The organism is Bradyrhizobium sp. (assembly GCF_035484855.1).
Taxonomy (GTDB): Bacteria; Pseudomonadota; Alphaproteobacteria; order Rhizobiales; family Xanthobacteraceae; genus Bradyrhizobium.
The window spans coordinates 22349-34657 of sequence record NZ_DATHOP010000095.1 but is presented as its reverse complement, the minus strand read 5'-3'; the positions used below and the strand labels follow the sequence as shown (position 1 = coordinate 34657).

The following is a 12309-nucleotide window of genomic DNA, read 5'->3' as shown; positions in this document are numbered from 1 at the left end:
AAAATGCATTGAATTCTGACTAGACAACCGATTCCATGAAACCGGTCGCTTCCAGGCACTCTGACCTCATCCTGAGGAGCAAGCCATCGCCCCTTAGGGCGAAGGCTTGCGTCTCGAAGGATGGCGGCTTGGACGACCGTCGCCCGCGGCCATCCTTCGAGACGCATCGCTTCGCGATGCTCCTCAGGATGAGGTTCGGGGACGATGCCGATCGCTTGTAAGGAGGGCACTATGATCAAGAAAATCAGGCATCTCGATAAGAAAGGTATTATCCACGCCGGTTTGCTCGACGCAATCAAAGCCAAGCCTATTAAGAAAATCTACTACGGTGAGTTTGGCGCTAGAACGCAAACTGGCCCACGTGGACCCAGTAAACAGGTTTTGGATTTAATCGCAGACGAAGAGAAGGCAGCTGGGAAACCAGATATCACTGTGATTTTGGTCAGGAGAAACACTGGTTACCCAGGACAAATCGACGGAAAAGAAACGAAAAAGCCCACGGATGCTCAAAAGCGAAGAGCTCACGAAAAAATGCAAGAAGCCATCGACGCATATAACCCCGGTGCTCGAAACCCGTTCTAGTCAAAACGCACCTTACGCCAGCACATCCTTCTGCATCTTGCCGCCGTAAAAATGGAAAAACGGCACCGGCGCGTCGTGCTTGAGTGGGCCGGTGGCGAGGCGTCGCTCCAGTTCACCCAGGACATTCTTGGTCATGGGATGCAGATCAGCCAGCGGCTTTGAGCCGATCTCGACCCAGACCAGTTCGATCAGTTCGGCATCGGGATGGATCACGCCCTCGACGCGATGGGTGATCGCGGAGGCGTCGGCCGTGAAGAAGCGCGTATCGAAGCGGCGGACGCGGCCGGGCGGGGTGATGGCGCGTGCGATCAGGAACAACCCGGACGGATCGGGCAAAAGCCCGGCCTCGGTGAACGGTTTCCAGGCGCCTTCCAGCTTCGGGGTGGCCCCACTGCTCTTGCGCCCGAGGCAGAGGCCGGTTTCCTCGCAGGCCTCGCGGATCGCGGCAACCGCCAGCGATTTCGCGCGCGAGGCCGAAATCTTCGGGCTGCCCTTCAGGAGGTTTCCTTCCAGCGCCTGCGGAATCGGCGCCGCGACGGGGACGCGGTTGTCTGATTTGTCGACCCGGCCGCCGGGAAAGACGAATTTGCCGGGCATGAACACCACCTTGTCGTGGCGCTTGCCGACCAGAACCTTTGGAATGGAGGCGGTGCGGTCGACCAGGATCAACGTGGCGGCGTCGACCGGACGGCGATAGGGATGATGATCGGCCTCTTTTTCTTCCTTCTTGGCTTCGGTCGAGGCATTGGCGGCGTCAGTCATTCCATCCCCACTTGTTCTTGTTCTCGTTCAATCAGACCGGTGGAATATCATCGGTAGCATTCTCGTCAAAGCCGTGCATGCGCAGCGCCCACTGGATGCCGACCACGGCGCCCTTCACCGGTTGCAAGAGCACAAGCGATAAAATCAGCGTCATCGGCAAATAGATCTCCAATTGCAGCGCTACCGGCGGCGAATAATTGGTCTCGATCAGGAGCGCCAGGGGCACCACGAGGTGGCCGACGATGACGATGACGAGGTAGGCCGGCAGATCGTCGGCGCGGTGCGGCGTGAAGTCGAGCCCGCAGACGCTGCAATTGTTGTCGACTTTCAGGAAGGCGCGGAACAGCTTTCCCTCGCCGCAGCGCGGGCAGCGGCCACGAAAGCCGCGCTTCAACGCGGTCCAGACGTCGCGCTTCTCGATCACACCGGTTTCCCGAGTCCAGACGGTCGGACGTGCGCTCAAGGTTTCCATGATTTGCCTTTCTTCGACTTGCCGGGCTTGCTTTTGCCCGGCCGGCGATCCTTCTTGCTCGGGCTCCGGCCGGGATGGGCCTTCGGCTGCGCCCTGGCAACATCTGGACGCCTGCGCCCGCGCGAGGGCACGCTGCCCTCCGACAGCAGTTCGAACCGCAATGCACCGGCCACGGGGGCAGCTTCTACCAGACGGACATCGACCACGTCCCCCAGCCGGTGCATGGCACCGCTGCGCGAGCCGACCAGCGCATGGCGCGTCTCGTCATAGTTGAAATATTCGCTACCCAGCGTGCGGATCGGGATCAGGCCGTCGGCGCCGGTGTCGGCGAGCTTGACGAACAGGCCGGCGCGGGTGACGCCGGAGATGCGGCCCTGAAAGGTCGCGCCGATGCGGTCGGCGAGGAAATGCGCGATCAGCCGGTCAGCGGTCTCGCGCTCCGCCTTCATGGCGCGGCGCTCGGTCAGCGAAATCTGCGCCGCGATTTCGCTCAGCGTTTCCACCGTTTCCGTCTCCGGCAGCGCGCCTTCGCCGAGCCCAAGGCCGCGGATCAACGCGCGGTGCACGATCAGGTCCGCGTATCGCCTGATGGGCGAAGTGAAATGAGCGTAACGCCGCAGGTTCAGGCCGAAATGGCCATAATTCTCGGCGGCGTATTCTGCCTGGGCCTGGCTGCGCAACACCACTTCATTCACCAGCGGTTCGGAATCGTGTCCCTTGACCTGCGCCAGCACGCGATTGAACAGCGCAGGCCGGAGCGCGCCGCTTTTCGCAAAGGGCATGTCGAGCGTCTTCAGGAATTCCTGCAAGGCGTGAACCTTCTCCAGCGTCGGTTCATCGTGCACCCGGTAAATAAGCGGCAGCGCCTTCTTTTCAAGCATTTCGGCGGCCGCGACATTGGCCAGGATCATGAATTCTTCGATCAGTTTGTGCGCATCCAGCCGCTCAGGCACGATGACGCGGTCGACCGTGCCGTCGGGTTTCAGGAGGATCTTGCGCTCGGGAATGTCGAGATCGAGCGGATCGCGCTCGTCGCGCGCGCGTTTGACGATCGCATAGGCGTCATAGAGCGGTTTCAGGATCGGATCGAGCAGGGGCCCCGTGACATCATCTGGTCGGCCGTCGATCGCGGCTTGCGCCTGCGCGTAATTCAGTTTCGCCGCCGAGCGCATCAGGATGCGATGAAAGCTGTGCGAACGCTTGCGGCCATCATTGCCGATCACCATCCGCACGGCGAGTGCGCCGCGCGGCTGTCCCGGCACCAGCGAGCAGAGATCGTTGGAGATGCGCTCGGGCAGCATGGGCACCACGCGATCCGGAAAATACACCGAATTGCCGCGGGTCAGCGCGTCACGATCGAGCGCCGAGCCCGGCCGGACATAGAACGCGACATCGGCGATCGCGACGGTCACGATGTAGCCGCCCTTGTTGTTGGGATTAGGATCAGGTTCGGCGTAAACGGCGTCGTCATGGTCCTTGGCGTCGGGGGGATCGATGGTGACCAGCGGCAATTCGCGCCAGTCCTCGCGGCCCTTCAGCGTTGCGGGCTTTGCCTCCTCCGCCTCGCGCAGCGCGGCGGGGGAAAAGGCTTGCGGAATTTCGTGGGCATGGATCGCGATCAGGCTGACCGCTTTTTCGGTCGCGAGCGAACCCAGCCGCTCCTTGACCTTGCCGGAGGCAAGCCCGTAGCCGCGCGAGCGCAGGAGGTCGACGCTGACGAGATCGCCGTCCACGGCGCCGCCGGTATCGGCTTTGGCGATGTTCAATTCGCGGCCGGCCTGCTTCTTGTCGACCGGGACCAGGCGCCCGCCACCCTCAGGAAGGGCGCGGAAGATGCCGAGCACGCGGGTCTTGGCGTGATCGATGACCTTGATGACGCGCCCGCGATAGACCGCGCCCGCGCTGTCCTCCAGCTTCTCGATCCGCAGCAGCGCGCGGTCGCCGACGCCGGCCGCCGTGCCCGGCTGCGGCCTGCGGGGAATATGGATGCGAATTTTCGGGGGCTCGCCGCTTTCCACCTCGTCCCATTCGGCGGGAACCGCGATCAGTTCGCCATCGCTGTCGCGTCCCGAGATGTCGGCCATCAGGGTTGCCGGCAGGGCTGCGGGTTCGCTGATCTTCTTGCCGCTCTTCTTGATGGTGCCGTCGTCGGCGAGTTCGCGCAGGATTCGCTTCAGCTCAGCACGGTCGGCATTCTTGAGGCCGAATTCGCGCGCGATCTCGCGTGTGCCGGTCTCGCCCGGATGCGCGCGGATGTAGGCGACGATGGCGTCCCGGGCCGGAAAGCCAAGCTCGCGGTTTTTCGCCACTTTATCCCCGCGCCTTGCCGGCGCTCTTTTTCGCCGCTGCTTTGGCGGCCGGAGGTGCCTTCACAGCCGATGGTTTAGCCGGCGACACAACCGATCCGCGCGCCTTGCTGACGGCGTCGGATTTCGGCTTGGTCACCGACTTCTTCGCGACGGCTTTCTTCACCGGCTTTGAAGCCGCCGCACCGGCTTCAACCTTGGCGGGTTTTGCCGCCTTGGCCCTGGCGCCGCCACGCTTTGGCTTGCCGCCGCCCTTCGCCACGCGTTCGTCGATCAGGGCAATGGCTTCCGGTAACGTGATGGTATCCGGCGTCTTGTCGCTCGGGATCGTGGCATTGACGCCGCCCGATGTCACATAGGCGCCGTAGCGTCCATTCTTGACCGCGACCCCGCCAAGGGTCGGATGGTCGCCGAGCGGTTTGCCGGGATCGGCGCCGAAGCGCCGGCCGCTCGGGCCTTTTGCGATCTTCTCTGCAATCAGGGTCACGGCGCGATTGAGCCCGATGTCGAATACCTCGTCGCCGGCCTCCAGGCTCGCATAGGTCTTCTCGTGCTTCACGAACGGACCGAAGCGGCCTAATCCTGCGGTGATCGGCTCGCCGGTCTCGGGGTGCTTGCCGATTTCGCGCGGCAGCGACAGCAGTTTCAACGCGAGATCGAGCTCGATGTCGGAAGGCGAGGTGTTTTTGGGAATGCCGGCGCGCTTCGGCTTTTCGCCCTCCGCATAATCCTTCTGCTCGCCGAGCTGGATGTATGGCCCGAAGCGGCCGGCCTTGACGATGATGTCGCGGTCGGTCTCCGGGTCCTTGCCGAGGATGCGGTCGGCGCTGGCCTCGCTGTCGGCCGCGAGCGGACGGGTGTAGCGGCACTCCGGGTAATTGGAGCAGCCGACGAAGGCGCCGAATTTTCCGGCCTTCAGATTGAGCCTGCCGGTGCCGCAGGTCGGGCACTGCCGGACATCGCCGCCATCCTCGCGCGGCGCATAGATGTGCGGCCCCAGCATGTTGTCGAGCGCGTCCAGCACTTCGGTGACGCGCAGATCCTTGATCTCGTTGACGGCGCCGATGAAATCGCCCCAGAAATCTCTGAGCACCTGCTGCCAGGAAATCTCGTTGTTGGAGATGCGGTCGAGCTGCTCCTCGAGGTCGGCGGTGAAATCATATTCGACATAGCGGGCGAAGAAGTTTTCCAGGAACGCGACCACGACGCGGCCCTTGTCCTCGCCATGCAGGCGCTTCTTCTCGAGCCGGACATAGCCGCGGTCCTTCAGGACCTGCAGGATCGAGGCGTAGGTCGAGGGTCGGCCGATGCCGAGCTCTTCCATCCGCTTGACCAGCGAGGCCTCGGAGAATCGCGGCGGCGGCTCGGTAAAATGCTGGGTGACGGCTAGGGCTTGCCGTTTCAGCGCCTCACCCTCGCTCATGGCGGGAAGGCGGCGCGAATCCTCGTCGTCGCCGTCGTCGTCGCGGCCTTCCTGATAGAGCGCGAGAAAGCCGTCGAACTTTATCACCTGCCCGGTGGCGCGGAGTTCCAGCACGCGGGAGCCGGCCTTCGCCGCGATATCGACCGTGGTGCGTTCCAGTTCGGCCGATTCCATCTGGCTTGCAATGGTGCGGATCCAGATCAGCTCGTAGAGTCTCGCCTGATCGGTATCGAGCCGGCGGCGCATGTCGGCCGGCCGTCGCGACAAATCCGTCGGACGGATCGCCTCATGGGCTTCCTGCGCGTTCTTGGCCTTGGTCTGATACTGCCGTGGCGCATCCGGCACATAGGCGTTGCCGTAATCCTCGCCGATCACCTTGCGCGCCTGAACGATCGCCGAACTGTCGATCTGTACGCCGTCGGTTCGCATATAGGTAATGAGACCGGTGGTCTCGCCGCCGATATCGATGCCTTCATAGAGCCGCTGCGCGATCCGCATGGTGTGGGCCGGCGCGAACCCCAGTTTGCGGCTGGCTTCCTGCTGCAGCGTCGAGGTGGTGAAGGGGGCTTGCGGATTGCGCCGCGCCGGCTTCGCTTCGACGGTCGTGACCGTGAAATTGGCCGCCTCGATCGCCTTCTTGAAGTCCTCGGCCTCGGCGCCCGAGCCGATGTCGAGCCGTTGAATCTTCTTGCCGTCGGCGCCGACCAGCCGCGCCTCGAAGGCTTCGCCGCGCGGCGTCAATAGGGTCGCGACCAGCGACCAATATTCGCGCGGCACGAACTTTTCGATTTCGAGTTCGCGGTCGCAGACCAGCCGCAGCGCCACCGACTGCACGCGGCCGGCCGAGCGCGCGCCCGGCAATTTGCGCCACAGCACCGGCGAAAGCGTAAACCCGACCAGATAGTCGAGCGCCCGGCGCGCCATATAGGCGTCCACCAGCGCGCCGTCGATCTGGCGCGGATGCTTCATCGCGTCGGTGACCGCCTGCTTGGTGATGGCGTTGAACACCACGCGCTCGATCTTCTGATCCTTCAGCGCGCGCTTTTCCTTCAGCACTTCCAGCACGTGCCAGGAGATCGCTTCGCCCTCGCGGTCGGGGTCGGTGGCGAGAATCAAGCGGTCGGCGCCCTTGATGGCGCGGGCGATATCGTTGAGCCGGCCGGCGGCCTTCGGATCGACCTCCCAGATCATCTGGAAATTGGCCTCCGGATCGACCGACCCGTTCTTGGCCGGGAGGTCCCGGACATGGCCGAAGGAGGCCAGAACCTCGTAGGAGGCTCCCAGATATTTGTTGATCGTCTTGGCCTTCGCCGGCGACTCGACAATGACGATATTCATGTCATTCCAATGGCTTACGGGGAAAATAAAGGCCGGTTCCGCGAGATTCGCGTCGGCCGTTTCGCAAGCGAACATGGGTGGTGGGAACGCCCCTGTCAAATCGACAGATGTTGAAGGAGGGTCGGATGGCCGGTGTATCCTATCTGAAAAGTTGTGAAATACCTCCTAGAGTTGCGCCGCCAAAAAGGCTATCCGTCGGAGATTGGCGGATCTGGATGCAAGCCGTTTGACCAAGAAACCGGGCCGGCGAACGCGGGCCGATCAGGGCAGGGGTCGGCGTTCGCGAACTGAGGAACTTGACGGGGAGGGCGGACCGGACGAGGCCGCGGCCTTCATTGCGGAAACCGTCGCGAGCCTGGTCGGGCTGGCGCGGCGGCACGAACTTGCCATGCTCGGCTTCCTGCTCTCGATGGCGCAGTTGGAAGCGGAGGAACGCGTCAGGCTCCGCAGCAAACGCAATTTGTCGTGAGGGCTGAGATGATCACGCGGCGGGACGCGTCTTCGCATTCCCGCACGTAATCGTTTACCGGCTTAGAGCTTGCGCAACCAGCCTGGCGACGCCGTGGAATCCGCAAACACGGTTCAAAACTTCGCGTCCGACGATGCGCCGAATATCAGGCGTGAAAATCTTGTCCCGCGGGCGTGCACCGATCGGCCGCGGTCGAGAAAGCTGCATGGCGACTATCAGATTCGATCTGCGCGATCTGTGAAACATCTCACATGTATCGCGAATATGATCTAATGGAACTCAGTTGATACATTGAACCTTCGTCGGCACTGCCAGGACAATCCGATGGGTTGGGATTTTAGAACTCATTGATTGGAGAGCCTGACATGCCGACGGCCATTCACGTTGCTGCACCGATTGCCGCCACGAGCGCTTCATCCGAGAAGAAAACCGAACGCAACGATCTTGTTTCAGTCGCCTTGTTTTCCGGCATCGGCCTGTTGATTTCCCTGGTCGCAATTCTCATGGGCGTTCAGGGCGTCTGGTACTAGCTAGCTTTGATATCGATGACGCGCGCCCGCCGCCGTGATTGCACGAAGGCAGGCGGCGTCTTGATATCATCTCATGCGGCGTGAAGGTTGGTCGCCAGCGCCCTCTCGCGATGTTCCGGTCCGACCTGGATTCCGTCGGCGGAAATGAATTCGGGATTTGTGATTCCGATGAAGCCGAACACCCAGCGCAGATACGTCTCCAGGTGTTCGCCGACCGCCGCCGGCGTGCCGGCGCCATAAAATCCGCCGCGCGAGACTGCGATAATCACGCGTTTGTTGCCGGCCAGGCCCTCGGCGCCTTGCGCGCCGTATTTAAATGTCTTGCCCGCCACCACGATGCGGTCGATCCAGGCCTTGAGCTGGCTCGGTATGGTAAAATTGTACATGGGTGCGCCGAGCACCACGATGTCGGCGGCCAAAAATTCGTCCAGGACGGCTTTGCCGGCGGCGAGGTCCGGCTGGAGGGCGGCTTCGGGTGCCGCCCCCTGGGCGGCGGCGAGATGCGAACCCGACAGATGCGCCAGCGGCGTCAACGTCAGGTCGCGATAGACGATCTCGAGGCGAGGGGTGGTTTGGCGCAGGCGATCGACGATCGCGGCGGAAACCTGGCGGCTGACGGAGTGGGGGCCGAGAACGCTGGAGTCGATATGCAGAAGTTTCATGGTGGTCACCCTTGGTATAAGTTTGTAACTGGGGCTATATGAGTGACCGTCCGCAAACCCCGCAAGAACGCACATTTTTGAAACCCGAGCACACCGTTGAAACCTGAGCACACCGATGTGACTGTCCTGGAGCCCTACGCCCACGAGAACAGCGATTGCCGCGGCGTCGCCTCGATCCTGGCGCGGGTCGGCGACAAATGGAGCGTGTTCATCATCATGCTGCTGGGTGCGGGACCGCGGCGCTTCAACGAGATCAAGCGCATGGTCGGCGGCATCTCGCAGCGGATGCTGACCTTGACGCTGCGCGGACTGGAGCGCGATGGGCTGGTGACGCGAACCGTGTTCCCGACGATTCCGCCGCGGGTCGACTACGAACTGACCGATCTCGGACGCGGCCTGTGGCAGCCCGTGGAAGCGCTGGGCAAATGGGCGCACGATCATCAGACCGAGATCGAGGATGCGCGGGCGCGGTTCGACCGGCGCAATGATTCCGCGTAAAGCGTCGCTTTCAGAGTAGCGACACCATCCCGCCGCCATGGCGCTCGAGCCTGCCTGCGAGTTCCAGCTCGAGCAATACCGTGCGCGCGATCGCAGGCGTGGTTCCGGCCATCCGGATCAGATCGTCAAGCAGGATCGGGGTCGGTCCCAAGAGATTGACGATGCGGGCGCGATCGCCGGCATCGGGTTCGGAGGCCAGCGGCTCATCGTCGCCCTCGCGCAACATGATCGGCCGGCCCATGATCGGCTCGACGGCGTCGATGACGTCGGAGGCTTCGGTGGTCAGCGTCGCGCCCTGTTTTATCAGGTCGTTGGTGCCGGCGGCGCGCGGATCGAGCGGCGAGCCGGGGACCGCAAAGACTTCGCGGCCCTGTTCGGCGGCGATCCGTGCCGTGATCAGCGAGCCCGAGCGATGCGCGGCCTCGACCACGACCACGCCGAGCGCTACGCCCGAGATCAGCCGGTTGCGGCGTGGAAAATCCCGCGCGCGCGGCGAATGCCCGAGCGGCATTTCGGAGATCGCCGCGCCGCCTGCGGCGATCAGTTCCGCCAGCAGGCCTTCGTGTTCCGGCGGATAGACCCGATCGTGCCCGCCCGCCAGCACCGCTATCGTGCCGCTTGGGATGGTGGCGCGATGCGCCGCCGCATCGATGCCGCGCGCCAGCCCTGAGGCAATCACAAAACCGGCTTCCCCGAGATCGCGCGAAAGGGAACCAGCGAATTTCAGCCCGGCGCCGGAGGCATTTCGCGAGCCGACCACCGCGATGATCGGCCGCATCAGGACATCGCGAACGCCGCGCACGCCGAGCAGCGGCGGTGCATCGTCCAGTTCCGCAAGCCGCGGCGGATAGCCGTCCTCGCCCGGCGCGACCAGATGAACGCCGATGCGTTCACCCGCCGCAATCTCGGTACGCGCGTCTTCCTCGCTCAGGATTCGTCCCGGCCGATCCGCGCCGCCGCGCCGCGCCATCTCGGGCAGCCGCTGCAGCGCGGTTCGGGCGCTGCCGAAATGATTGACGAGGGAGCGGAAGGTGCGCGGGCCGACATTGTCGGACCGGATCAGCCGCAGCGAGTCGATCCGCTGCGCGTCGGTCAGGTGTGTCGTGGTCGGCGTCTTGTTGTCCATGCGGCCCCCGCGCCCAGTTTGGATCAACTGGAGGATGTGGGGAAGGGGGTGCCATCGCCGGCGCAGACCGCAAATGACGGTTCATCGGCTTGCCGCATCCCGGCCCGGTCCCTAAAAGCGATCCGGTCTTTCGCAAGGGAACGCCTCCATGATCTCGCTCGCCGATCTCCAGCGCCGCATCCATTCCGGCGAGCTTTCGGCCGAGGCCGCCATCGCCCAGTCTGTCGCGGCGATCGACGCCCACGAAGGGACCATCGGCGCCTTCGTCTGCCGCGCCGGGGAGCCGCGCGCGGCGGCTTCCGGTCCGCTGCGCGGCGTCGCGGTCGGCATCAAGGACATTATCGATACATCGGATATGCCGACCGAGATGGGTTCGGCGATCTACCGCGGCTGGCGGCCGCGCGCGGACGCGTCCGTGGTGATGCTGCTGAAGCAGGCCGGCGCCACCGTCATCGGCAAGACCACGACCACGGCGTTCGCGGCGAACGATCCGACCCCAACGCTCAACCCGCACAATCATGGCCATACGCCCGGCGGATCGTCCTCGGGCTCGGCGGCGGCCGTGGCCGCCGGGATGATTCCGCTGGCGGTCGGGACCCAGACCGGCGGCTCGGTGATCCGGCCGGCCTCGTTCTGCGGTGTCGCCGCGATAAAACCGTCGTTCAACCTGCTGCCGAGGGTCGGCGTGAAGTGCTTTTCGTGGACGCTCGATACGGTCGGGCTGTTTGCCGCCGGCGTCGAGGATCTCGCCTGCGCCCTCGCTGCCATCACCGACCGGCCCGAACTGTTGCCGGATGCCGCGGTGAGAACGCCGCGCATCGGCGTAGTGCTGCAGGATTTTGCCGGCGCGCCGGAAGCGGCAAGCGAGCAGGCGCTAGGAATCGCTCGTGTTGCGGCCGAACGCGCGGGAGCCTCGGTCCGCACGCTTGCATTGCCTGATATCGTCGCCGAAGCGTGGCGCATCCATGGGACGATCCAGAATTTCGAGGCGCATCAGGCTTTCGCCTGGGAATACCGCGAAAACTACGATGCGATGCCGCCGCTCCTGCGCGGACGGCTCGATGACAGCCGCGACATCGCGCCGGCGGCCTACGACGCCGCGCGCGGCGTCGCGAACCGGGCGCGGCGCGCGCTCTTCGAGGTCTTTAATGACGTTGACGTGCTGCTCACCTTCTCGGCCCCGGGCGCTGCGCCAAAGGGACTGGCTTCGACCGGCGACACAAAATTCAACAAGCTGTGGACGCTGATGGGTGTGCCTTGCGTCAACGTATCAGCTGACGTCGCCGACGGCGGATTGCCGGTCGGCGTGCAGGTGATCGCGCGATTTGGCGATGATGCGGGGGCGCTGAACGCGGCGCGTTTTGTCGAGAAGGTGCTGGCGCGGGGATGAGGAATTAATCGTCATGGCCGGGCTCGTCCCGGCCATCCACGTCTTGCTTCCGTTCGCGCAAGAAAGACGTGGATGCCCGGCACAAGGCCGGGCATGACGAGGGAATGCGGACGCCGTCACTTCGCCCCGATCTTGCCTTCCGTTCCCGCCTGCAACCGCTCAATGTTCTCGCGGTGCTTGTAGAACAACAGCAGCGTGAGCACGACGAACAGCGAAGCCAGCGCGGGGTGGCCGAACCACCACAAAAAGATCGGCGTGACGAAGCTTGCCACCAGTGCCGCCAGCGAGGAGTAGCGCGTGGTGAAGGCAATCGCGAGCCACAAGACGCAGAACACGACGGCGGCCGGCCAGAACAGGCCGATCAGCACGCCGATATAGACCGCGACGCCCTTGCCGCCGCGAAATTTCAGCCACACCGGAAATAGATGGCCGAGAAAGGCCCCGAGCGCCGACAGCATCGCGGCATTGGGGCCTGCGCAATAACCGGCAATGATCACCGCCGCCGTGCCCTTCAGCGCGTCGAGAATAAGAGTGGCCGCCGCAAGGCCCTTGCGGCCGGTGCGTAGCACGTTGGTGGCCCCGATATTGCCGGAGCCGATCGAGCGCAGATCCTGCGTGCCGGCGAGTCTCGTCAGGATCAGCCCGAACGGGATCGAGCCGAAGAGATAGCCAATGATGAACGCCACCGGCAGGAATGCGTCAGCCGACATCGCCGTGTCTCCTGTCGTCGCGACAAATCCTTCGCGTATTA

Annotated in this window: 12 protein-coding genes; 5 read left to right on the top strand and 7 right to left on the bottom strand. The window is 63.9% G+C overall.

All coding sequences use genetic code 11. The features are described 5' to 3' along the window. The first annotated feature begins 231 nt into the window (after nucleotides 1–231). Nucleotides 232–582: a hypothetical protein gene (locus VK804_RS10855; RefSeq protein ID WP_325370805.1), complete on the top strand. Its 351-nt coding sequence runs from the start codon at nucleotides 232–234 to the stop codon at nucleotides 580–582. A 12-nt stretch (nucleotides 583–594) separates the two neighbouring features. On the opposite strand, the gene VK804_RS10850 is transcribed toward VK804_RS10855, so the two are convergent. Genes VK804_RS10850 through topA form a run of 4 tightly spaced genes read right to left on the bottom strand, consistent with a single transcriptional unit; the run spans nucleotide 595 to nucleotide 6883 of the window. Continuing rightward, a complete protein-coding gene (locus VK804_RS10850) occupies nucleotides 595–1344 on the bottom strand; it encodes an NUDIX hydrolase (protein WP_325370804.1) in 750 nt (249 codons plus the stop codon). Nucleotides 1345–1375: 31 nt separating this feature from the next. After that, a complete protein-coding gene (locus VK804_RS10845) occupies nucleotides 1376–1816 on the bottom strand; it encodes a DUF983 domain-containing protein (protein WP_325370803.1) in 441 nt (146 codons plus the stop codon). Then, entirely contained in the window at nucleotides 1804–4125 is a 2322-nt protein-coding gene (gene rnr / locus VK804_RS10840; RefSeq protein WP_325370802.1) for a ribonuclease R, read from the bottom strand. The genes VK804_RS10845 and rnr overlap by 13 nt, the downstream gene beginning before the upstream one ends. 1 nt (nucleotide 4126) lies before the next feature. After that, entirely contained in the window at nucleotides 4127–6883 is a 2757-nt protein-coding gene (topA, locus tag VK804_RS10835; RefSeq protein ID WP_325370801.1) for a type I DNA topoisomerase, read from the bottom strand. 226 nt (nucleotides 6884–7109) lie between these two features. Between topA and VK804_RS10830 the strand changes: the two genes are divergently transcribed. Continuing rightward, the gene (locus VK804_RS10830; protein WP_325370800.1) at nucleotides 7110–7352 is read left to right on the top strand and encodes a hypothetical protein; all 243 of its coding nucleotides are present in this window, start codon (nucleotides 7110–7112) and stop codon (nucleotides 7350–7352) included. Nucleotides 7353–7717: 365 nt separating this feature from the next. Further along, complete coding sequence (locus VK804_RS10825) at nucleotides 7718–7882, top strand: hypothetical protein (protein WP_325370799.1); 165 nt, start codon at nucleotides 7718–7720, stop codon at nucleotides 7880–7882. Nucleotides 7883–7953: 71 nt separating this feature from the next. On the opposite strand, the gene VK804_RS10820 is transcribed toward VK804_RS10825, so the two are convergent. Continuing rightward, entirely contained in the window at nucleotides 7954–8544 is a 591-nt protein-coding gene (locus VK804_RS10820; protein ID WP_325370798.1) for an FMN-dependent NADH-azoreductase, read from the bottom strand. Nucleotides 8545–8640: 96 nt separating this feature from the next. Between VK804_RS10820 and VK804_RS10815 the strand changes: the two genes are divergently transcribed. Beyond that, nucleotides 8641–9042: a helix-turn-helix domain-containing protein gene (locus tag VK804_RS10815; RefSeq protein WP_325370797.1), complete on the top strand. Its 402-nt coding sequence runs from the start codon at nucleotides 8641–8643 to the stop codon at nucleotides 9040–9042. Nucleotides 9043–9052: 10 nt separating this feature from the next. Here VK804_RS10815 and dprA read toward each other — a convergent pair whose 3' ends face one another. Beyond that, nucleotides 9053–10168 (bottom strand): DNA-processing protein DprA, encoded by a 1116-nt coding sequence (gene dprA, locus VK804_RS10810; protein WP_325370796.1) that lies wholly within the window; start codon nucleotides 10166–10168, stop codon nucleotides 9053–9055. A gap of 148 nt (nucleotides 10169–10316) precedes the next feature. On the opposite strand from dprA, the gene VK804_RS10805 reads away from it, so the two are divergent. Beyond that, nucleotides 10317–11558 carry an amidase gene (locus VK804_RS10805; protein ID WP_325370795.1) on the top strand — a complete coding sequence of 414 codons (1242 nt, stop codon included), beginning with the start codon at nucleotides 10317–10319 and terminating at the stop codon, nucleotides 11556–11558. Between the two features lie 116 nt (nucleotides 11559–11674). On the opposite strand, the gene plsY is transcribed toward VK804_RS10805, so the two are convergent. Beyond that, nucleotides 11675–12268 carry a glycerol-3-phosphate 1-O-acyltransferase PlsY gene (gene plsY / locus VK804_RS10800; protein ID WP_325370794.1) on the bottom strand — a complete coding sequence of 198 codons (594 nt, stop codon included), beginning with the start codon at nucleotides 12266–12268 and terminating at the stop codon, nucleotides 11675–11677. Nucleotides 12269–12309 lie beyond the last annotated feature (41 nt).

What these genes read in the sequence shown, in the direction of transcription:
- VK804_RS10825 (WP_325370799.1), top strand. Translation starts at nt 7,718, where the DNA reads ATGCCGACGGCCATTCACGTTGCTGCACCGATTGCCGCCACGAGCGCT.
- VK804_RS10845 (WP_325370803.1), bottom strand. Translation starts at nt 1,816, where the DNA reads ATGGAAACCTTGAGCGCACGTCCGACCGTCTGGACTCGGGAAACCGGT.
- dprA (WP_325370796.1), bottom strand. Translation starts at nt 10,168, where the DNA reads ATGGACAACAAGACGCCGACCACGACACACCTGACCGACGCGCAGCGG.
- VK804_RS10820 (WP_325370798.1), bottom strand. Translation starts at nt 8,544, where the DNA reads ATGAAACTTCTGCATATCGACTCCAGCGTTCTCGGCCCCCACTCCGTC.
- VK804_RS10805 (WP_325370795.1), top strand. Translation starts at nt 10,317, where the DNA reads ATGATCTCGCTCGCCGATCTCCAGCGCCGCATCCATTCCGGCGAGCTT.
- VK804_RS10855 (WP_325370805.1), top strand. Translation starts at nt 232, where the DNA reads ATGATCAAGAAAATCAGGCATCTCGATAAGAAAGGTATTATCCACGCC.
- topA (WP_325370801.1), bottom strand. Translation starts at nt 6,883, where the DNA reads ATGAATATCGTCATTGTCGAGTCGCCGGCGAAGGCCAAGACGATCAAC.
- plsY (WP_325370794.1), bottom strand. Translation starts at nt 12,268, where the DNA reads ATGTCGGCTGACGCATTCCTGCCGGTGGCGTTCATCATTGGCTATCTC.
- VK804_RS10850 (WP_325370804.1), bottom strand. Translation starts at nt 1,344, where the DNA reads ATGACTGACGCCGCCAATGCCTCGACCGAAGCCAAGAAGGAAGAAAAA.